This window comes from Nostoc sp. ChiVER01 (genome assembly GCF_034531155.1).
GTDB lineage: Bacteria > Cyanobacteriota > Cyanobacteriia > Cyanobacteriales > Nostocaceae > Nostoc.
On sequence record NZ_JAVRBS010000048.1, the window covers coordinates 15,275 to 37,155 of the forward strand.

The window sequence follows — 21,881 nt, forward strand, 5'->3', positions numbered from 1 at the left end:
TTTTGCCTTAATGTATCACTTCAATTGCACATTGCTTCAGCTAAACTAACTATTTATTAAATTTGGTGAGTTATGAACCTAAAACGTCGTCAATTTTTATTTTTAAGTAGCTTCAGCGCCATTAGTACAGGATTTTTAGCCTGGATGTTAGCTGATAAAAATCATCAAACTGCTGATATTACCGATTCAATAACAGCTATAGCCGCCAACCCAGCCAAAAAAGACTTGTTATTACGTTTTGTGTCTGTAGCTGATACAGGGACTGGCGCTAAAGGACAGTATGCTGTGGCTGGAGCAATGAACGCATATCACAAGCGAAATCCTTATGATTTAGTTGTTTTAGCTGGAGACAACATTTACAATAACGGCGAAATTGAGAAAATTGGCGAAGTTTTTGAACGTCCTTATCAAGGTTTACTCAAGCAAGGTGTGAAATTTCAGGCTTGTTTAGGTAATCACGATATTCGTACTGAAAATGGCGAACCACAAATCAAGTATGCCGGCTTTAATATGAAGGGACGTTACTATACGTTTAAACGTAATCAAGTACAATTTTTCGCTTTAGATACTAACAGTAATGCTGATTGGAAAAACCAGCTAATTTGGTTAGAAAAAGAATTAAGCCTTAGTAAAGCTCCTTGGAAAGTTGTATTTGGTCATTATCCAATTTATTCATCGGGCCAGTATGGGAGTAATCCAGATTTTATAAAAACTTTCACTCCTCTATTTCAAAAATACGGCGTTCAACTTTACATCAATGGTCACGAACATAATTATGAACGCACTCGTGCTATTGATGGTACAACTTATTTAATTTGTGGTGCAGGTGCTGGGAATCGTCCTGTAGGACGTTCTGAATGGACAAAGTATTCTACGAGTGACTTAAGTTTTGCTTCTTATGAGGTATATAAAGATAGAATAGAAATAAGTGCGATCGCTACTGATAATCGCGTTTTTGATAAAGGTATTATTCAATTAAAATCAGCTTAGTTATATGACTCAGCAAGAACTTCCTTCTACACTCAAAAATATTTTAGAATCATCTCAAACACTGGATACTCTATTTTCTGCACTGTTGCCAGCTGTAGGCGATTTTCTAAAGTCTGATAGATGTTTTCTATACTTGCATAATCCACAAAATAACCTTGGTAGAGTTGCCTTTTGTTGGATTCGTACTCCAGATGTACCTACTGTTTATAATGAAGACTGGGCAGCACAACCCCCATCTGTAACAGATGAAGATCCGATGTTTGCGGCTGCGCTACATGCTGAACCTTCAATCTTTGTCGAAGATGTAGAAACTGCTCCTCCTGAAATATTAAATCGGGAATTTGAACAGAAAAATTTTGGACATCGTGCCCTTATTCATGCCCATATCCGCCAGGATGGGCAACTCTGGGGAATTTTACAACCATGCATTTTTGGTCATCCCAGAATTTGGACTGAATATGAACGAGGGGTAATTAATAATCTTGTCGAAAAAATCACACCTTTTGCAGTTGATTATGTCAAGTCTGCTTTTGATTAGCTGTTTTTTCTTCTCAATTTCTTAGCTGTAGAGTAAATTACGTTTAGCCTATGATTACTGAGGCAGTTATGCTTCATGTTAAACCTGGTCTAGAATCAGATTTTGAAGTTACTTTTAAAAAAGCTTCTAAAATTATTTCCTCAATGGACGGATATTTATCTCATGAATTGCATAGATGTATAGAAGTCCAAGGTAAATACTTATTACTTGTCAGATGGAAAACTTTAGAATCTCATACTGTTGGATTTAGAAGTTCTGCTGAGTATCAAGAGTGGAAAAAACTTCTGCATCATTTTTATGAGCCATTTCCTACTGTTGAACACTTTGAAGAAATTGAAATATGAAAAACAAAAACCCCAACTTTTTTGAAAAATCGGGGTTCTATGGCTTGTGAGTTTTTTAAACTTTTTGCAACTGTGCTACTCTTGGGTCAATAATTTTCTGTCCCAAGCTATCAAATTTAATTGCCACAGACATCTTACTACCCGTTCCAAAAACATGAGTAATTTCACCAATGCCAAAAGTTTTATGTAATACTCGATCGCCTACTTGCCAATTCTGCTTCGTGTCTTGCTTTCCATTAGAAGTAGAGGCACTTTTAGTATAAGTTTGACGACTGAGGCGTTGAGTAGTTAATAATTCTTCTGGTAATTCGTCGAGAAATTGCGATCGCATCGCAGGTTCACGAGAACCATACAAACGCCGTTCTCGCGCGTGTGATAAATACAACCTTTCTTGGGCGCGAGTAATCCCCACATAACACAAGCGGCGTTCTTCTTCCAAAGATGCAGGATCACTTAGCGATCGGTAGCCGGGAAATAGCCCTTGTTCTAATCCCACCAAAAATACTACGGGAAATTCCAAACCTTTGGAAGCGTGCAAAGTCATTAAAGAAACGGCTGTTTGTCCTTCTTTTAAGTTATCTAAATCGGAACTGAGGGCAGCACTATTCAGAAAGTCTTGCAGGGAAACCTCTTCGTTTTCTTCTTGAAATTGCAGCGCGGCGTTGTAAAGTTCCTGAACGTTTTGTACCCGATCTGTAGCTTCATCTGTGCCTTGATTCATCAAGTCTTGAACGTAACCAGAATCTTCTAGTATTCCTTGTAAAACCTCAGTTACCGGAAGCGTAGCAACTTGTCCTTGCCAACGGCTAATCATTGCGGCAAAGTTATTTACAGCTTTTGTCGCCCGTCCAGCTAATGTATTAACTGATGTTTCATCGCTGAGTATTTCCCACAGGGTTGTCCCTAATTGTTGGGAGGCGTTTATTAAAGCGTCAATAGTGGTTTTGCCAATTCCCCGCCGGGGAGTATTAATAACTCGTAATAAACTGACTGTATCGGCTGGATTATTTATTGCTCTTAAATAAGCGACGACATCTTTAATTTCTTTGCGATCATAAAACCTCATTCCCCCCACAACTGTGTAAGGAATTTGATATTTCACCAACAATTCTTCAAAGGGACGAGATTGAGCATTCGTCCGATAAAGTATGGCAAAACTACCCCAGTTTAACTCTGGATTTTGCTGTTCTAAAGTGCTAATTTGATTAATTACAAATGCCGCTTCTGCAAGTTCTTCATCGGCTTTATGACAAGTAATCTGTTCACCCGTCCCCCGTGTCGCTTTCAGGACTTTATCAATCCGTTGGGTGTTATTTTCAATCAATTCATTAGCCGCTTGCAGAATGTTTTCACAAGAACGATAGTTTTCTTCTAGCTTAACCATCGTCCGGGTATCATCATCTACCAAGCCATCGCCAAAGTCTTCCTGAAATCCCAACAAGATGGTGAAATCTGCCATCCGAAAGCTGTAAATTGATTGGTCTGCATCACCAACAACAAAAACTGAGCGATTTTCCCATTGCCATTCGCTCTTTTTGGTTTCGCCATTAGTAACTAATAAATTAATCAGTTGATATTGAGTGCGGTTAGTATCCTGATATTCATCTACGAGGATATGACGAAACTTGCGATGCCAGTAACCCAATACCTGCTCGTTTTGTTGAAATAATCTCGTAGGTACAAGAATAAGATCATCAAAGTCGAGAGCGTTGTTTTGTGCTAATTTTTCTTGATATAAATTATAAACTTGGGCAATTACCCGTCCGCGATAATTTGGTTGGTCTTGCTCAAATTCTTGGGGTGATAAACCTTGGTTTTTCGCATTACTAATAGCATAGCGAACAGAGCGGGCGTCAAACTTTTTATCGTCTAAATTTAGCTCTTTATTAACGATTTCTTTGATCAGACTGATAACATCTGATTCATCAAAGATAGAGAAATTGCGATTCCACTTACGTCCTTTTTCGTCTACATATTTTTCAATATCAAAACGGAGAATCCGAGAAAATAGACTATGGAAAGTGCCACACCATAAGTCTTTGATCGTATTTTTGTAAACTTGCGATCGCAATTGCACTTGTTGATATTCAGTCAACAAATCCAACCGTTGTCCGTGTTGTTTCATCGCCAGCTGTTCCGCAAACAGCCGTTGAATCCGGTCTTTCATTTCCCGTGCGGCTTTGTTGGTAAAAGTAACCGCCAGGATATTCTCTGGATCAACGCGGTGTTTCAAGATTAGATTCGCAATGCGATAAGTCAGCGCTCGTGTTTTGCCGGAACCTGCGCCAGCAACAACTAGCAACGGGCCGCAGTAATGTTCGACAGCTTGACGTTGGCTAGGGTTAAGGTGACTGAGAAAGTCGATGGTTGTTGTCATGGATGTGAAAAAGCGATTGCCTGGCGTCACATCAATATAGAATTGCTATTGCCCAGGTTACAACATCTTAACGAAACTTGGTCAATAAAAGATTGGCAATATTCTTAACCAGAATGTTACTCATAAGCTAAGACCTGACGAGCTTTGCCATCAAAAATATCAAGCATTTGATCGCGCCAGCTAAAAATGGGATCATCTGCTACGAGTAAGGGAAATGGGCTAACGCTACGTGCCCACTGAAAAGAGCTAAACACCACATAATCTGCCCAAGCTGGTGTTTGTCCAGCTAGGAAGCTTTGGTGCTGGAGAGTTCGACGCATTGGGGTTAGGCTATTACGAAAGGTAACAACTCGTTGTTCCCGGTCGGCAGAAATTACCTCCAATGTTGCACCAAAAGCCTTTTCGCGTGTTTGGCGGAAGTAGTCTTTGTCTTTATCGTGTAGGTGCAAATAAATATCTGTGATAATCAATCGCACGATTTCAGGATTGAGTACTGCTTCCACCCAATCAGTAGTAAATCTGGATAACGACTTTCCAACTTCTCCACCAAATAGTGATGGGTACTTAGGGTAATTCTCCTCCAGATACTGAGCGATCGCCCAAGAATCGTAAAGAACTTGCTCATGATCAACTATTACTGGTACCTTACCCTGTCCTGAGAAGGCAATAGTTTCCTTTTCAGTAAAACGCCAAGGTACAGTTTCAAAAGGCAATCCCTTATGGAGTAGAGCCAGTCGCACGCGCCAACAGTTAGGACTAAAACGGCGATTATCCTCAGCCCCTGCCAAATCGTACAGCCTAATCTTTGTTGATTGCATGATTGATTGTATTCCTGAAAATTTTATGCTGTCCTGACGATAAAGCTTAGATTACTGCTAATAGAACGCAATTTGAGCGAGCATTGTCTTTACAGGATTTACGCCAAAAATTTCCAAAACTATATAATTTGTGTCAAGGTAATTCATAAATTGCCCCTACAATACATTAATTTTTTCTACGCTACATAGGTTGATTGTCAGTTCTTCTTACACTTTCGTCGTAAGATCAGCGACGGGGAATCCAACATCAAAAAATGCTGGGCAAGCTCTAACTTTTTCTGCGATTGACCCTGTTTAATACCTAACCAATAAGTATTGTTACCAATAGGACTATTCACTCCTTGAGTACCCAATTGACATTGGATAGCAATACACGATACATCATGATTCAACCGTTAAATTTTTAAAGATGAAAAATTTCTTTAATTTCTGGTTTAACCAATACAAGGAGAGGTGGATATGGATAGTAGCTTAATTGTATCCAACATTTTGAATCCGCCAATCCTGTTTTTCTTTTTAGGCATGACTGCTGTTTTTGTCAAGTCTGATTTAGAAATTCCCGCACCAGTGCCGAAATTATTTTCGTTGTATCTACTGTTTGCGATTGGTTTTAAAGGAGGGGTAGAACTAATTAAAAGCGGTGTAACTCAGGAAGTAATTCTAACACTCGCGGCAGCAATGATGATGGCTTGTGTTGTGCCAATTTACACCTTTTTTATCCTAAAGTGGAAATTGGATACTTACGATGCAGCTGCGATCGCCGCAACCTACGGTTCTATCAGTGCCGTCACCTTCATCACAGCTAGCGCTTTTTTAACTGAGCTTGGCATTACTTTTGATGGTTACATGGTGGCAGCCCTTGCTCTGATGGAATCTCCAGCGATTATAGTTGGTCTAATTTTGGTGAACATATTCACCGCCGATGGAAAGCGAGAGTTTTCGTGGCCGGAAGTTTTGCAAGAAGCATTTCTTAATAGTTCAGTTTTTCTATTAGTCGGTAGTCTATTAATAGGTATCTTGACAGGAGAACGCGGTTGGCACGCATTAGAACCCTTTACTCAAGGGTTGTTTTATGGCGTTCTCACCTTCTTTTTACTGGATATGGGACTAGTCGCTGCTAGAAGAATTAAAGACTTGCAAAAAACCGGAGTTTTCCTAATTTTATTTGCCATACTAATTCCAATAGTCAATGCTGGCATTGGCTTGGTAATTGCCAAATTGATCGGTATGCCTCGCGGAGATTCGCTATTATTCGCTGTATTGTGTGCCAGTGCTTCTTACATCGCTGTCCCGGCGGCTATGCGGATGACTGTTCCCGAAGCAAATCCCAGCCTGTATGTTTCTACCGCTATAGCAGTGACATTCCCGTTCAATATTATTGTGGGAATTCCGTTATATCTTTACGGAATTAACCTATTTTGGAGGTAATAATATGCACGTAGTTAAAAAGATAGAAATTATCGCCAACTCCTTTGAACTTGCCAAAATTTTAGATAGTTTAGACAAGTCTGGTGTACATAACCATGCCGTAATCCGAAATGTTGCTGGTAAAGGATTACGAGGAACGACTGAAGATTTAGATATGACAATGCTTGATAATGTTTACATCCTCGCCTTTTGTATGCCAGAACAACTCAAGCGGGTTGTAGAAAATATCAAACCACTCCTTAATAAGTTTGGGGGTACTTGTTACGTTTCCGATGTGATGGAAATTCGCTCTGTCAGATGTGTAGCGTCGATGTAAGAGAGTTATAAATTTAATGAAGCATTTCATGGAACGTCGTGACTTTTTGAAGTTGGGGATGACTGGTGCCTTTGGAATGATGCTATCCGCCAGCGATTTACTCTGGCGGGTAGAACAGGCTAAAGCTGCCGAAATACCCTCAACCTCCCCTGAATCCCTTAGTCCTGATGCAGCCTTACAAAAGCTGATGGAGGGGAATCAGCGATTTGTTGCTCATCAACCCCAATACCCTGATCAATCGGCGCTGCGGTTGCAGGAAGTTGCTCAAGCTCAACATCCATTTGCAACTATTCTTAGTTGTGCGGATTCACGAGTTCCCGCCGAAATTGTTTTTGATCAGGGCATTGGAGACATTTTTGATGTTCGGATTGCCGGAAATATCGCTACGCCTGAAGCGATCGGTAGTATTGAATATGCGGTTGTCTTGTTAGGTTCTCCAGTGCTGATGGTGATGGGGCATGAACGTTGTGGGGCTGTGACTGCCGCAGTCCAAAACGAATCGTTACTCGGTGATATTAGTACTTTTGTGAAGGCAATTAAGCCAGCAGTGGAAAAGGTTAAGAGTCAGTCAGGTGATGCGGTTGAGAATGCTGTGGTTGCAAATGTGCAATATCAAATTGAACGGTTGGAGCGATCGCAGCTTTTAACTGAGCAAGTGCGATCGGGCAAATTGAAAATTGTCGGAGGTCGTTACGATTTGGATACAGGGAGGGTAACTATTATTACCTAATTCGGCAAAGGATTCCCAACAATTAAACAATTCAAAAATTGTTGGAGACTCTTATTCCAGACTGAAAAACTGTTTGCTGTTCACTGATAACTTAATGAGCATTTAAGTTACATATAGCGGTTCTCAATTGCATAGAATACAGACCATTCGTAAGGGCATAGCAATGCTGTGCCCTATTGTGTATTGCATCTAAACGAGAGCCGCTTACTAGATTTTATGTAACGATATCGAATTGTTAGCTCAGTAATTACACAATACTAAAGAACAAATGGTTGAGAACGGACTTGTGTTCTGAATGAATGGACTTGTCCGCTTGATTACTTAAAAGAATCCTCTGAATGGGTTGATTCATTATTACTGACAGAAGTTTATAGATAACTGTTATTCTTAGTCTTCCCATCCTTGAGCAGCCAGGGATAATTCTGGAAAAAGTTTTTTACCATACAACCCGCATTCCTTCGTTGGCTGATAAAATTAGCTTATAGAAAGCAGCACGATGACCACTTAGAGGTATAGTCTGCACCAATAGTATTCGCTCATGTTACGGCTGTCTCAACTGTCTATACTTGCTTCTATACCCCTGGTTGATAAATCGTTGCTATCAATGCGTGATATCAACTATTGCAAAAGCTTCCGCCGCACTTGCTTGACTCAGAAAGCATAGCTGCCGCGCTATATTTAACCTATTTAAGATATTGAAAATAAAAGAACCCTTCTCGTTGCTTTATCGAACTCAAACTTAAATATCTACCGTTTTTCTAAGAAGAGGTAACTTCTTAAGGAGAAGCACAATCAATAACGAACTGAGTACCAAAAAGAAACCATAGAGGATGTTTAACACAAAACTGTTGGATAAAATTAAGTGACGAAAATATGGAATGGTCACGGCTCCTACAAATCTATGAACAAGATATATACCAAGCGTACTAGCTCCAATTATTGCCAAACAGTGATTAATATTTTCATTTTCATAAGTGAGCTTGGAAAAGAACAGAAAAGTTGAAACTGACATTATTAGCGTCATTATGGAGTAGTTACCATTCCACACAGTGTCATAAACAGTATTGGATGAAGCAGTCATTAGAACGCCGTACAGGAATAACACAAATAGAGCAGTGAAAAAAGATGTTAATAGCACTCTGTTTGAGACGTTGATTTTGTTGTTTTTGACTTTTTCAGAGAGAATGCCACCTGCAATAAAATAAAAAAAAGCGTAGTAGTAGTTTCCAAATGGACTTATTAGAAGAAAGAAATCAAAAGAGTTATCATTAAAATGATTAAATCCTAAAAAAAATTTAACTGAGTTTAACATGGTATTCAAAAACAAGTTACCGAAGGAAAAAACAAAAACAATAAAGCAAAATAATTTGAGAAGCTGACGTTCTGGGATATCATAAAATTCCTTGATAAATGGAAATAACAAATAAACTGATATTAATGTTTTCAAAAACCATAAATGATCAGTTGTTCCTTGTTTAAGAAAAAACCATGCATTGAAGAAATATTTCAAAGAATATGAAGCCCGTTCAATGGGAATAAATATTATTAAGGAAATAAAACTCCACATATAAACTAGGATATACATATAAAGTACTTTCTTAAGATGGCTTCTAAGTTTGTATGGCTTATTCAATAATAAACCCCCATTTACCATAAAAAATAATGGAACTGCGATGCTTGAGATGCCATAAAAATAGTAATTTATATAGACTCCTAAATTGGGATTGTTGAGAATATTGTAATTAATATTGTTGTAATGATATATACAAACTAAGTAAATAGCAAAAACTTTAATAGCATCGTAGTAAAAAATCCTATTTTTTGTTTTCTCTTTTATCATTGTTCCTTGTAAGACAGATATACCTGTACGTATTATTTCGTAGTATTGTTCAAAAATAAAATCGGATTCCTATATTTATTGGCTGATTAATTATTGGTGTCTAGCGGACACGAACTAGACACCAAGTGTCTGGTAGTGTCTTTACTATATAAACGTGAGTTCGACGGGTTGAAAAAGGTACAAAAAAAGCTGAGACTCGAATAAGAACAAAAATTCAAGTGTGTCTCAGCTATGCCCACAATTGTATCTCACCTAGATATAACCCAACGTGAGTTCGATGAACTTTAAACGCTGAAACCTCTGTCTAGTCTATTGTTTGGGAAATAGCTGTTCTAAAAATGCTTGAGCTTATTGAGAATAAAATCAGTAAATCTTGAATCGGTCAATTATTGACTTTATTCTCAACTAATAGCTAAAAGTTTCTTTCAGCCTTGGCTCCAACAATTCTTGATTTATAAGGCTTTTAGCTCCTAAAATCCGTCGAACTCACGTTAACCCAGATTTTCTGTGATGTAAGGGTTAGTTGGATGGGGTAAAAATTCCGTAGGTTGGCATTATGGCTTTAAACTACATTTGATTATTAACGACAAAGGAGACTTACCCCGCATTTCTCACAAGCTTCGCGATCGCCTATCTCGTAATCTTTACCCAGACCAAGCTTCGAGCTTTTAGCGGCTAATAATGTTGGCACAGTGCGAAACACATAAATTTAGGTTTTATAAGGCTTTGAGATATCTGGTGAGAAATCCGGGTTACTTGCTTTTAAACTCACTTCTGCCAATGTAGATGACCGAAAACCTGTTCCAGAGATGACCGAGTATATAATTGATAAAATTTTTGGGGACAGTGGATATCTCTCACAAAAAATATTTGAAGAACTTTATGAGCAGGTTTAGAATTTATTACCAAGTCCAACAAAAACATGAAAAACCGTTTAGTCAAACTGATTGATAAAATTTTGTTACGCAAGCGAGCAGTCATTGAGTCAGTTAATGATTATCTCAAAAATGTATGTCAAATAGAACACTCAAGACACCGTAGCCCATTGAACTTTCTGGTTAATTTGTTAGCTGGTTTGGTTGCTTATACCTACTTACCTAATAAACCCTCTATTGATATTTACCCTAAAGACTTGCCTGCCCTACCTCCTGCCCTTTTTTAGTTTCATCGAACTCACGTTCTTTTAATCCTGCACAGTCATTGGTAGACGAATGGTGAAAGTAGAACCAACTCCCGGCTGACTTTTGACAATAATCTCACCACCCATCATCTGGCAAAAGTGACGGCTAATTGCTAACCCCAATCCCGTACCTCCATACTTTTTCGTAGTCGAGGTATCTCCTTGTGTAAAAGGTTTAAATAACTGCTGCTGTTGACCTTGAGACATGCCTATGCCTGTGTCAGTAACAGTGAAAGTAATCATGCCCAAAGGAGCCTCTGGTCGGAATTCATCCTTTTCTCTTTTGACTGTCAGCGTCACTTTGCCGTTTGTAGTAAATTTACTGGCGTTGCTAAGTAAGTTTAACAACACCTGCCGCATTCTAGTTTGATCGGCGTACATCATGCCAAGTTGCTCATCAAAATGCACTTCTAAAACATTGGCATTTTTTTCTATAGCTGGTTTTACAGTGAGGACAACATTATGAATCAGCGTCGCAATCTCGAATGTCTCTGGATAGAGGGCCATTTTCCCCGCTTCAATTTTTGACAAGTCGAGGATTTCGTTAATCAAGTGCAGCAGATGTTTACCAGCAGCGTTAATTGTTTCTAAGTCGGTGATAAAGTCTGGCGATAAACCAAGATCGGTAGCGTCGTCTTCTAGTAGTTGGCTTAAGCCAATGACAGCATTTAATGGTGTGCGTAATTCGTGGCTGACATTGGCCAAAAATACGCTTTTTGCTTTGCTAGCAGCTTCAGCTAATTCTTTAGCTTGTTGTAGGTCTTTTGTTCGCTCAGATACTCGCTCAATCAGACGATTTAAAGATTTGGCGAGTAGGCCAATTTCATCTTCAGTAGTGACAGGCGCTCGTAAATCGAAATTATGTTTCCTTGCAACTTGTTCAGCTACTTGGGTGACAGTGATAACTGGTTCAGCGATCGCTCGACTGGTACGCCAAGCTACAATGGCTGCGATCGCCACCGAAACCAGCATACTCACAATCACGATCAATCGCTCAACAATTTTTGCCTGCTCAACGGCTTTTTGCCTTTCTTGCTCTTGTTCTTGGGCAGTTTGCAGGATGTTAGTCAAGCTTTGAGAAAGCTGCTCTAGCCGAATGGCTGTATCACCACGCATTATTGCCAATAACTGCGATCGGGCAGAAGAAATCTGCCCAGGCTGCACTTTTTGGGTATCAATTTTCTGTAAGACGACTTCTATTTGGTCAACGTAAGCTTTTAAATTTGTCTTATAATCCTGCAATAACGCCTGTAAAGTCGAACTTGTTGCGGCTAGTCTTTTGGGTTTACTGTCGATAAATCCGCCAATTTTTGACTCTAGTTGCTTGGCTTTTTCAACATTATTCAGAAAATCGGCTTTTTTGCTTTGTAGCTGTTGTGAATTTTCCAATACAGCAACTAGGTTAGAGCTATGTAATTGCGCCCCGACTACTGCATCTTTATAATTACTCAGTAGTTGCCCTTGTTCATAAGCTTGATTGAATTGCCTAACTTCCCTTCCCCGGTAGTAATTGGCGATCACTAACCCAGTCAGCGAGCCAAAAAAGCCAATTCCGATAGCTACAAAGTACCCATAGCCAATTTTTTGATGGATGCGCCAGGAACTGGCTTTGAGTTTCCCTCGTGAGGGAAATTCTATAGTTGGGAGTTCGTCTGTCGATGGCTCTTCGGCTGACACTTTTTTGCTTTCTGAACTGCTGTCGATAGGGGTTGGCTTTTGAGGAAGGTATTTCTCAAACTTCCTTGCCTTCCCGCAAAAATCACCAAATCAGTTTAGCTTGTGCAAACACTTTAATTGGTGATTAACATTTACATTATCTTCTTTTATAGCAATAGCAAATCATTACTTACTATATAATTCACATATCCTTATATAGTATGGGTAGTTTTGACAGCAAGACTGCTAAGTATACTTACTGGTAGTGAATAGAATTCACTTTTTTCAGCAGCAACAAATAATTCCCTGCACTAAAGACCTATTTGAAACTGTCTTCTCCTTACCACAACACTTTCCTCAATATGCGGTTAATAACAATGAGTTATTACCATCAAGTATGTCACTACTCTACCTTAACTGCTTCCTTATAAAATTAATACAATCAGGAAAAAAACAAAAGCTTTGACATTCGTTGAGCATGGGGCATTGGCAAAGAGGACTTGGGGACTCTTGAGAATTGGGGACAAGGGGAAAGACTTGTTGGAAGCTCTAAACTTTTGTCACCTTGTCCCCTTGTCCCCTCTGCTCCCCTACTCCCTCATCTCCAAGGTAGCAGATATCATAAAATAGCTTAAAAGTCTAGTCTGTGGGAACACAAAAAAATTTTTATTACATATTAATATCAATACGAATGCAGCTTAAGATAGCTTTAATATCGGCTAAAATCGGGTTTTAGGCTTATATAAATGAGAGGTGGGCTGATTTTTGCCAGATTTGTACTTAAATTTAGTACGATTATGAGCGAATGACACGGAATGGGATAATCACAATCAGAGGATTCCAGTTGATTCAAGAAAAGAACTCAGAAACGTACCAGAGTACATCCTGCTGCCTTCTTAGTTCTATCCTCATCCTGAGTGTCTACCTTGTAGTTGATGCAGTAGATATTAGGGGGCAATTATAGTTATAGGACACTAAAACCTTTTTCTGCCCTTTACGCAATTGTACTAATGCACAAGTGCATTACCCAATCAACAGCCTTTTGGTTGTAACTATCCTGATTAGAAAAACTCAACTGTCAAATTTATAGGAGTGAAAATGCCAGAACAAGAATTTACTGAAACCGCATCCAAAGAGACTACAGTGGCAGAGATCAACAGCCAAACAGGAACCATCACCAAACTCCAGCCTCCCGCACAGTCTCAAGATGAATGGCAAAAATATGGTGAGCAAATTTCTACCTTTTTAGCAACATTGCCAGAATATCTGGGAGCCTTCTTTAATCAATATAAGCAACCCTTGATCACTGTTGGTTTAATTGTGGGATCAATTGTTGGGGTTAAAGTACTCTTGGCAATATTAGATGCTTTGAATGATATCCCCTTGGTAGCACCTACTTTTGAGTTAATCGGTATTGGTTACTCTGCTTGGTTTGTTTACCGCTATTTGCTCAAAGCCTCAACCAGAAAAGAGTTGACTACTGAAATCACTACTCTTAAATCACAAGTAGTTGGTCAACAAATTCCAGAAGCTTAATAGCGATAATCGCTTCTCTATGAGACGCAATGCATAGCTTAAGTAAGCTCTAATTGCAAATCACTGAAGTCTGATCGTCGCCTTGTGGCGATCAGACTTCTAGAGGTAGTTTCCTATCAGTTTTGGTTTAACGTAAGTTCGATTATCCTATCCCTGAGTTGAACTTTTTAGATTCTGCTTTGGAGTAGGCGAGAGTTTTGGAGACACGCTACCCGATGCCTGCGAGGGGCTAGGTCTACGCACTATATTTTGAGATGAAATTCTTGCCAACTTGCCCCGTTTTACTAAAGCTTGATGAATCATCGCCGCCACTTCAGCCCTAGTAGCTGCTTTGTTGGGAGCAAGAATTTGTGAATTTGGATAGTTAACTACCAGACCATTGGCTGTAGCAGCAGCTATTTTGCTAGTGGCATAGCTTGGAATATTTTTAGCATCTTTATAGACACTTAAAATCTGATTTTGAGAAGTGGGTTTTTTTAAATTCAACCCACTAACAAGGGCAACTAGAACTTGCACTCGTGTAATATTTTGTTGTGGTTTGAAGGTTTTTTTCGGGTAGCCTTTGAGAAATCCGGCACTGATGGCTTGGTCAATTGCTGAATTAGCCCAAAATTTTGCAGGTACATCTTGAAATGCGATCGCACTCTTAGACGGTTCTTGGTTAAAGGCTTTTTGCAGGATAGTAGCAAATTCAGCACGGTTTACAGGCTGATTTGGTCTAAAAGAATAATCAGGAAACCCCTTGAGAATACCACGGGAAGAAAGAACATCTATAAAACGCCGACCCCAAAAGTTATCAGGCACATCGTTAAATGCAATTGGTGGCGGAATAATAGATTTTTGTTTTGCCGGAGTTACTAAAGGCAAGGCTGATGATGTAATTATTGATGACTCAAGCCCTGTTGAAGAGGATACAGGTGTCTGTGGTTGTGGGTATTGAGTTGGGATTACCTGAGCAGATGGTAACACTGCGCCAGAAGAACTTGGGGATGCAGGTGCATTGGGTTCAACAACAGCCTCAGGTAGAGATGACGGCAAAAGGTTATTGGGGGCTGCATTTGGTTCTACCTTGGGAGTAGGGAAGAGCAATACTTGATTTGGTTGAACACTTCTAGAGGGAGTAGGGGAAGGCGACAGCAACCCGTTTAAGTTCCAGCTAGAATCCCTGCGGGACAATGACCAAAAAAGAATCGCTCCGATAGTGGCGAAGGCAACCAGTATGGCTATAAATTCATCAAAGCCAAGGGCAGTTTTTTGGGATGACTCCGGTTCAGAAGGAGGTCTATTTGTCATCGTGATTACCCTGGTAGGAGTAAAATTTGTGTCTAAACAAATTAAGCCACAAATTTAATTCGTAATTCGTAATTCGTAATTTATAATTCATAGAAAAATATTAGGGTTCTGGTTCAACGCCGAGCGATCGCAATTGGGCAGCTAGGCGATCGGCTCTTTGGGCTTCCTGTTCGGCTCTTTGGGCTTCCTGTTCAGCTCTTTGGCGTTCCTGTTCTGCTCTTTCATCGCCATTCAACAACAAATTACCTTGTAAATCCCACCAACGCAGCCAGGGTAATTCCACATTCTGATAAACTCCTAGCCATAAACCTAATTCAACACCTAAAGAAACTATAGGATAATGTCCTCGTTCATTTGCTGTTAAAACCTGATACTGTCCTTCAATCAGATGATAAACTTCTAGGCTGGCTTTACTCGCTTCATAAATGCCGTAGAAGGGAGGACGAATGACTTGCTCATAAATCCAAAATTTACCCTTCAGAGGAGTTTTATCTCGTTCTTCATTACCATCCCCAGAGACAAATTCTAAGACAATCAACGGGGCAATAAACTCTCGCCACAACACATAAGAACGTCGGGTTTGCCCATTGAGTAAAAAAGGTACATTTGGTACATAAAACCAATCTGGTGCTTCTGCGCCTTTTTCAGGAGGATCAGTCAACCGCCAGTAAATGCCTAAATCCTGCCCTATACAGTATTCACCTTCAGGATTTAATTGCTTAAGGACGGGTGTAATTGAGTCAGTTAGTAGGATGCTTTGGGGATGTTCTTGCCAATTTTTCACGAATGTACCATTGGACTCAGGAAGTTGAGTATGATCCGGGAAAGGGAAAGGAGTGAGGGCATTGGGTGGATTGGTTACAGAGGTCATAACGCTACCTTTGCACTGTTGTTTTTAGTGTAGCTTGCGATGACTTGCAAGAGCGCACTGGCTTAAGATGGACTTCTGCCTTACGGTAGATACCGAAACCGGAATCGTATTTATAAGGTGACAGAATGTAAAATATTGACTTATCGTTTACCTAATATTATTTGTAAAAATCAGGGTGTATAGTGCCAGAAGAATTCAGTTGCCAAATCTCACCGCCATTTGTGTCTCTTGGTAGCGATCGCGATCTTGATTTAAATTCAACCCTCCAAGAACTACCAATGTACAACTTTCCAGTGGAAATCAATCACACTGGTATGGAAGTGGCTAGTTTTTTGGAAAAATACCCCCTCCTACCAGGAGTAATTTTGGTAGAACAGGGAAAGTTCGTTGGGATGATTTCGCGGCGGCGACTGCTGGAATTTTTGATTCGCCCATTTGGACAAGAGTTATTTGTTCAGCAACCATTAGCCGTTCTCTACAGCTATGCGCGGATACCGATGTTGCTGCTTGCTGATACAACATCGATTTTAACTGCGATGCAACTTAGTTTAAAGCGATCGCCAGAATTATTAGCAGAACCAATTGTAGTAGAAACAGAATCTGGTGCTTATAGATTGTTAGATGTTCAAGAATTGAACATTATTTCTTGGCAGATTCGAGGAATCGACAATCTGGTACGATATGAACGCAGCCAAGCCCAAATGATTCAAAATGATAAAATGGCAAATTTGGGACGTTTGGTAGACGGTGTAGCGCACGAAATTTTAGACCCAGTGGGTTTTATTTGGGGTAATATAACTTACGTTTCAAACTACAGCCAAGATTTGCTCAAGCTGATAGCGGCTTATGAAAAAGAGTTACCATTAGCTTCCCAAGCAATTAATAATATTAAAGAAGAGATTGAATTTGATTTTTTAGAACAAGATTTGTTGCGATCGCTTGCTAGTATCCGCACTGGAGCGGAAAGATTAAAAAAACTTGTCACCAGTTTACAAAATTTCTGTCATATCGATGAACTTTATCCCAAACCAGTGGATTTACACGCTTGTATTGATAGTATTATTTTATTAATTAATAGCCGTCTTCAAGGAGAAATTGAAATTGTAAAATATTACGGTCAATTACCTCCACTATATTGCTTTATGGGGCAGTTGAACCAGGTTTTGATGAATATTTTCAGCGAACTTGTCGATACTTTACTCAATGAAGCAGTGCGGCAACAGTTGAATCGAGAAGATACAAAAACTCTGCAAAAACCCCGAATCGAGATTACTACAGAAGTAATTTCTCAAGAAGCAAGCAACCCAAATGCACCAGATTCTCGCTGGATATTAATTCGCATTTCTGACAATGGCCCTGGAATGTCTCAAGAATTGCAACAGCAAATTATGGAGTCGTTTTCTCTTGAAACGAAGAATAGTAAAAATACCAGTTTAGCAGTAAGTTATCGAATTATAACAGTGAGACATGGTGGAAAATTAAGTTTCCATTCACAGGCTAGTATAGGTACAAAATTTGAAATATTATTACCTTTAGTTTAATTAGACCTGTCTTGAAAATTGCGAGTAGGGAGTGGGGATAAGAAGTTTTCCTTGCTCTTTGTGAGTGCAACTTATGGAGTCTCTTCAAAAATCAGCCCCAACTCTTAGAGACGCTGTGTTTTGACTCCTCTCAACATAAATTCGCGTTCGGGAAAAGGGCTGACTTCTACCTTTTGGTACTAGTTCAGGACTTACACAAAAATTGCCGAAAAGCTTAATTTATCGAACCGCCAAGACGCCAAGAACGCCAAGAATTCGTAAAGTGTGCGTAAGTCCTATAGTTATTTTGAAGATCGCAATATTTGACTGGTAAAATCTATCGGTGCAGTCAACTAACGTTTTGTTGTTTTACCATAAGTGCTATATTGACTCTTGACCCGACCGAGTACAAACTATGTATAAGCCCACAGAAAAGCAAAGTCGAGGTGTTGTACTTAGCACTACAGGACAGGCAGGGGGAGTGGGCAGATGAATAAAAATACTGGGCAAAATGGTGTTTTTTCTGTGTTTAGAGGCGTACCCTTACATCGCATTTTGGTAGCGTTGTTTCTGCTGCAAATCTTGCTAGCTGTGGGATTAACTGGATATTTATCGATTCACAATGGGCAAAAGGCAGTCAATGAGGCAGCTAGCGAATTGCGTTATGAAGTCGCTAATCGAGTAGAAGAGAATTTACAGACTTATTTCTCAACTTTGCGTCAAGAACTGCACGGTAATCAAAATATCATTGACATCGGGTTGCTGAAGATGGAAAATTTGGCAACCTGGGAGTCATACTTAATAAAGCAGTTAGAGATTTTTCCTGATGCCATTGCTTTGACGGCAAGCAATGAACAGCAAGAACACTTAGCGGTGGAAAAGCTCAACGATCGCCAATTTTTACTCAGAAAATCCGACAAGTCAACTGGGTACGACCTCTACACTTACAAAATTGACTCTCTAGGTCAACGTACCCAACTTCCAGAAGCAATCAAAAACTATGATGTGCGATCGCGTCCTGATTATCAAGCAGCAGTTACCGCCAAAAAATTCACCTTTAGTCAGATTTTTACACCCCTCACCGAACCAACACTTCTAATTAGTGCATCTCAACCTATATATAATTCCCAAGGTCATTTACTCGGTGTCAACAGCGCTCTAACTCATATATCACAAATTGGGGATTTGCTGCAAAATATTAAAGTTGGCAAGTCTGGGCAAGTTTTTATTATCGAGCGATCGGGGCTATTAGTCGCAAGTTCCACAACCGAAAAACCATTCCGCTTACAAAATGGTAAACCTATTAGGTTGCCAGCTTCCCAAAGTAGGAATTCTTTGACTCAAGCAAGCGCTAAATATTTAACAACTAAATTTAGTAACTTTGACCAGATTCAAAGTTTACAGCAACTAGATTTTTCCTTTGAAGGCAAACGGCAATTTTTAGAAATTAGACCTTTAGAGGATGAACTAAATGTCAATTGGTTAATAGTAGTGGCTGTTCCAGAAGCAGACTTTATGGGACAAATTGATCGCAACACTCAAACCATAATTTTTCTCTGTCTGGGAGCATTAGGATTAGCTACTTTCCTGGGAATTATCACCGCCCGTTGGATAACTCAGCCAATTTTGTACTTCAGCACGGCGACAAAAGATTTAGCCGATTTTACTAATTGTAAAGAATCAGTGGTGGTAGTACAGGGCATTAAAGAACTAGAGGTGCTGGGTGCATCTTTTAATGAGATGATGCAGCAGTTACGGAAAACCTTTACTGCACAGATAACCAAAAATGAAGAGTTAGAATTGCAAGTTAAGCAGCAAACTCAAGAATTACAGCAAGAGATTCAAGTACGAATCAACAGTGAGCAAAAACTGGAAAAGCATCATCAGGCGTTGGCAGAACTGGCAAATAACAGGGCGATTTCAGAAGGAAAGCTAGAAACGGCATTCAAAGTTATTACCGAGAAAGCAGCAGATGCTTTAGAAATAGAACGAGTCAGTGTGTGGTTATTCAATGACGACCGCACCAAACTACAATGTATAAGTCTCTATGAGCGTAGCAGTCAGAGACATTCGGCAGGTTTAGAACGCAACCTTGCAGATTATCCTATCTATTTTAAATCCCTGACATCTGCGCGGATTATTGCCGTCACCGACACTCGCACCGATCTACGAATACAAGAATTATGGGATGAAGTGTTAGAACCGAAGAATATTGTATCCCTAATTAATACTTCCATTTGGGTTGGGGGCAAAGTTGTGGGAACAGTATTGTATGAACAGATTGATATTCCTCGGATATGGGAACTGAGTGAGCAAAACTTTGTTAGCTCAATAGCCGAATTTGTTACCCTGACTTTAGAAGTATGCGATCGCAAACAAGCAGAATCCGCTCTACGTGAGGCTAAAGAAACTGCCGAAATCGCAAATCGTGCCAAAAGCACCTTTTTGGGAAATATCAGCTATCAAGTGAGGACTCCCTTAATCTCCATTCTTGGAATCACAGAAGCACTCCGAAATCAAGTGTATGGCCCCGTGAATGAAGAACAAAGCCAGTCCCTAAATACTCTTGAATCCAATGGTAAGAACTTACTAGAATTGATTAATCAGATCCTTGAGCTTACTGACATCCAATCCAGCAAGATAGAACTGCAACTAGCTCCCACTTCAATCCAAGGATTATGTGACTCTAGCTTGAGTTTTGTTAAACATTTAGCGTTCCAGAAAAAGATCCACCTGAGTGTACAAATACCTGAAGAACTCGAACCCATCCAAATCGATGAAAGCCGCATCCGCCAAGTATTTATCAACCTGTTGACTAACGCTATCAAGTTTACTAAAGAAGGAGGCAAAGTTTGGATTGAAATCCAGCCAAGTTCTACGAATGAATATATCTTTTTTAGCGTGGTAGATACGGGTATTGGTATGCTTTCCGATGACCTTTTCCAATTATTTCAACCTTTTGTGCAAGTTGAAAATTCCTCTAACCGTGATGCTAGAGGTACTGGTTTAGGATTAGTAATGGTGCAAAAAATTGTCGAGTTGCATGGTGGTACTGTCCATGCTGAAAGTCAGTTAGGTAAAGGTAGTCGTTTTACAGTGAAACTTCCGTGGAAAAAAGTCTAGGAATGGGGAGTGGAGAGTTATACCCAAATCACCCCGCCAAAGCTATGCTTTGTCTTCCTTCCCGAAGAATAAGGCTACAGTGTAGATACAAGTTATCGAATTATTCCCAGTCCTTGAATTACCCCACCCTAACCCTCCCCCTATAAACTACGGTGTACACACAAGTTATCGAATCACTACCAGTCCTCGAATTACCCCACCCTAACCCTCCCCTTATAAAGGGGAGGGAACTAGATAGATTTCTTTTTCCCCCCTTTCTAAGGGGGGATTAAGGGGGGTAATTCGACTTGTGTGTACACCGTAGCCTTATAAAGGGGAAGGAACGATTTATTCTACGATCGCTCCATCCAGTCCACTAAGGCTATGATACAGTTTCAAGTATCCTCACTAGCCGCTTCCTTAAGAGTCGTTTTTAAACGTGTCGCTGTGCTTTTGCGGATGCGATCGCTTTTGCGAACACCACCCGCCATTTGATATTCATAGCTGTCTTTACCGTACTTAAAGGCAACTCCTAAGAGCATTTTTTCAGTTAGATTGCTTAAAGTTCTATCCAATTCGTCCATCTCAGTTTTAGAAGAGTCAATCACAGCTAGAGCAGTATTATAAGCATCAATCTTGGTACGGTATTGCTCAATTAGTTGTATCATGCTTTCCAAGTTGCGCCCATCGCCAAAATTCATAGTAGGATCGATGGCTTTAAGTCCTGCTGTTCTGAATTCAGCTTTTTCGAGAACGCGGTATGTACGTTTTTGACGAGACATGAATGTATCCTTTTTATCTGCTTTAGAGCTAGTTTGCCTTACTAAAGCTGGATTTCAGTTCAGTAAATTCCTCAAAAGTTAGTATTTAATATAACTATTAATTCAGTATTTAGCGCAAAAATCATGATTTTGTGAATGAAACTCGTGATTTTGTGAATGAAAACCATGATTTTATTAATGAAAATCGTGATTTTGTGAATGAAACTCATGATTTTGTCAATGAAAACCATGATTTTATTAATGAAAACCATGATTTTTTTTGTTGAATTTCTCGGAGTTTGGCTGTGGCATCTTCTACAAAGATTTGATAGGGAATCTCTCTAGCAAGCTCAATAGCGCGATTGAGCGCATCTATAGCCTCTTTTTGCCGTCCCAATTTTAAGAGAACTTTAGATGTAAAGTAAATCAAATTACGACTTTGGCTATACTTGTCACCAATTTGGGTATACAGTTCTAACGCTGTTTGACAATACTCTAAACCCAAAGTCAAATTTTCTTGCAAGATGCCGATTGCTATTAATGTATTAGCTTCACCCAAGCGATCGCCAATGTCGCGGTAG

At 39.7% G+C, this 21,881-nt stretch carries 17 protein-coding genes and 2 pseudogenes; 11 read left to right on the plus strand and 8 right to left on the minus strand.

The features are described 5' to 3' along the window. The first annotated feature begins 72 nt into the window (after positions 1-72). The 3 genes from RMY00_RS34580 to RMY00_RS34590 are packed head-to-tail and all read left to right on the plus strand — an operon-like array spanning position 73 to position 1,872. Positions 73-990 (plus strand): metallophosphoesterase family protein, encoded by a 918-nt coding sequence (locus RMY00_RS34580; protein WP_322651873.1) that lies wholly within the window; start codon positions 73-75, stop codon positions 988-990. Between the two features lie 4 nt (positions 991-994). Further along, the gene (locus tag RMY00_RS34585; protein WP_322651874.1) at positions 995-1,528 is read left to right on the plus strand and encodes a GAF domain-containing protein; all 534 of its coding nucleotides are present in this window, start codon (positions 995-997) and stop codon (positions 1,526-1,528) included. A gap of 50 nt (positions 1,529-1,578) precedes the next feature. Beyond that, positions 1,579-1,872, plus strand: a complete 294-nt coding sequence (locus tag RMY00_RS34590) for an antibiotic biosynthesis monooxygenase (protein WP_322651875.1) — start codon at positions 1,579-1,581, stop codon at positions 1,870-1,872. Between the two features lie 55 nt (positions 1,873-1,927). On the opposite strand, the gene pcrA is transcribed toward RMY00_RS34590, so the two are convergent. Together pcrA and RMY00_RS34600 are read right to left on the minus strand one after the other, a co-directional pair. Beyond that, positions 1,928-4,249 carry a DNA helicase PcrA gene (gene pcrA, locus RMY00_RS34595; RefSeq protein ID WP_322651876.1) on the minus strand — a complete coding sequence of 774 codons (2,322 nt, stop codon included), beginning with the start codon at positions 4,247-4,249 and terminating at the stop codon, positions 1,928-1,930. Positions 4,250-4,365: 116 nt separating this feature from the next. Beyond that, positions 4,366-5,067, minus strand: coding sequence for a glutathione S-transferase family protein (locus RMY00_RS34600; RefSeq protein ID WP_322651877.1), 702 nt, complete (start codon positions 5,065-5,067; stop codon positions 4,366-4,368). 459 nt (positions 5,068-5,526) lie between these two features. Between RMY00_RS34600 and RMY00_RS34605 the strand changes: the two genes are divergently transcribed. Genes RMY00_RS34605 through RMY00_RS34615 form a run of 3 tightly spaced genes read left to right on the plus strand, consistent with a single transcriptional unit; the run spans position 5,527 to position 7,541 of the window. Continuing rightward, positions 5,527-6,495: a sodium-dependent bicarbonate transport family permease gene (locus RMY00_RS34605; RefSeq protein WP_322651878.1), complete on the plus strand. Its 969-nt coding sequence runs from the start codon at positions 5,527-5,529 to the stop codon at positions 6,493-6,495. Positions 6,496-6,499: 4 nt separating this feature from the next. After that, the gene (locus RMY00_RS34610) at positions 6,500-6,811 is read left to right on the plus strand and encodes a P-II family nitrogen regulator (RefSeq protein WP_229488478.1); all 312 of its coding nucleotides are present in this window, start codon (positions 6,500-6,502) and stop codon (positions 6,809-6,811) included. Between the two features lie 28 nt (positions 6,812-6,839). Further along, positions 6,840-7,541, plus strand: coding sequence for a carbonic anhydrase (locus RMY00_RS34615; RefSeq protein ID WP_322651888.1), 702 nt, complete (start codon positions 6,840-6,842; stop codon positions 7,539-7,541). Between the two features lie 739 nt (positions 7,542-8,280). On the opposite strand, the gene RMY00_RS34620 is transcribed toward RMY00_RS34615, so the two are convergent. Beyond that, the gene (locus tag RMY00_RS34620) at positions 8,281-9,381 is read right to left on the minus strand and encodes an acyltransferase (RefSeq protein WP_322651879.1); all 1,101 of its coding nucleotides are present in this window, start codon (positions 9,379-9,381) and stop codon (positions 8,281-8,283) included. Positions 9,382-9,918: 537 nt separating this feature from the next. On the opposite strand from RMY00_RS34620, the pseudogene RMY00_RS34625 reads away from it, so the two are divergent. Together RMY00_RS34625 and RMY00_RS36305 are read left to right on the plus strand one after the other, a co-directional pair. After that, positions 9,919-10,053: pseudogene (locus RMY00_RS34625) on the plus strand (transposase); the annotation flags it as partial. A gap of 59 nt (positions 10,054-10,112) precedes the next feature. Next, positions 10,113-10,543: pseudogene (locus tag RMY00_RS36305) on the plus strand (transposase). Between the two features lie 21 nt (positions 10,544-10,564). Here RMY00_RS36305 and RMY00_RS34640 read toward each other — a convergent pair. Next, on the minus strand, positions 10,565-12,238 hold the full coding sequence (locus RMY00_RS34640; protein ID WP_322651880.1) for a sensor histidine kinase: 1,674 nt from the start codon (positions 12,236-12,238) through the stop codon (positions 10,565-10,567). A gap of 1,077 nt (positions 12,239-13,315) precedes the next feature. On the opposite strand from RMY00_RS34640, the gene RMY00_RS34645 reads away from it, so the two are divergent. After that, positions 13,316-13,753, plus strand: coding sequence for a CAAD domain-containing protein (locus RMY00_RS34645; protein WP_322651881.1), 438 nt, complete (start codon positions 13,316-13,318; stop codon positions 13,751-13,753). Positions 13,754-13,900: 147 nt separating this feature from the next. On the opposite strand, the gene RMY00_RS34650 is transcribed toward RMY00_RS34645, so the two are convergent. Both RMY00_RS34650 and RMY00_RS34655 read right to left on the minus strand, forming a co-directional pair. Further along, entirely contained in the window at positions 13,901-15,046 is a 1,146-nt protein-coding gene (locus tag RMY00_RS34650; protein WP_322651882.1) for an S-layer homology domain-containing protein, read from the minus strand. Between the two features lie 100 nt (positions 15,047-15,146). Beyond that, positions 15,147-15,917: a Uma2 family endonuclease gene (locus RMY00_RS34655; RefSeq protein WP_322651883.1), complete on the minus strand. Its 771-nt coding sequence runs from the start codon at positions 15,915-15,917 to the stop codon at positions 15,147-15,149. 182 nt (positions 15,918-16,099) lie between these two features. Between RMY00_RS34655 and RMY00_RS34660 the strand changes: the two genes are divergently transcribed. Together RMY00_RS34660 and RMY00_RS34665 are read left to right on the plus strand one after the other, a co-directional pair. Continuing rightward, a complete protein-coding gene (locus RMY00_RS34660) occupies positions 16,100-17,458 on the plus strand; it encodes a sensor histidine kinase (protein WP_322651884.1) in 1,359 nt (452 codons plus the stop codon). A gap of 468 nt (positions 17,459-17,926) precedes the next feature. Continuing rightward, positions 17,927-20,560 (plus strand): ATP-binding protein, encoded by a 2,634-nt coding sequence (locus RMY00_RS34665; RefSeq protein WP_322651885.1) that lies wholly within the window; start codon positions 17,927-17,929, stop codon positions 20,558-20,560. 374 nt (positions 20,561-20,934) lie between these two features. Here RMY00_RS34665 and RMY00_RS34670 read toward each other — a convergent pair whose 3' ends face one another. Further along, positions 20,935-21,321, minus strand: a complete 387-nt coding sequence (locus tag RMY00_RS34670; protein WP_322651886.1) for a hypothetical protein — start codon at positions 21,319-21,321, stop codon at positions 20,935-20,937. A gap of 205 nt (positions 21,322-21,526) precedes the next feature. Further along, the coding region (locus RMY00_RS34675) for a tetratricopeptide repeat protein (RefSeq protein WP_322651887.1) at positions 21,527-21,881 on the minus strand (355 nt) is incomplete at its 5' end.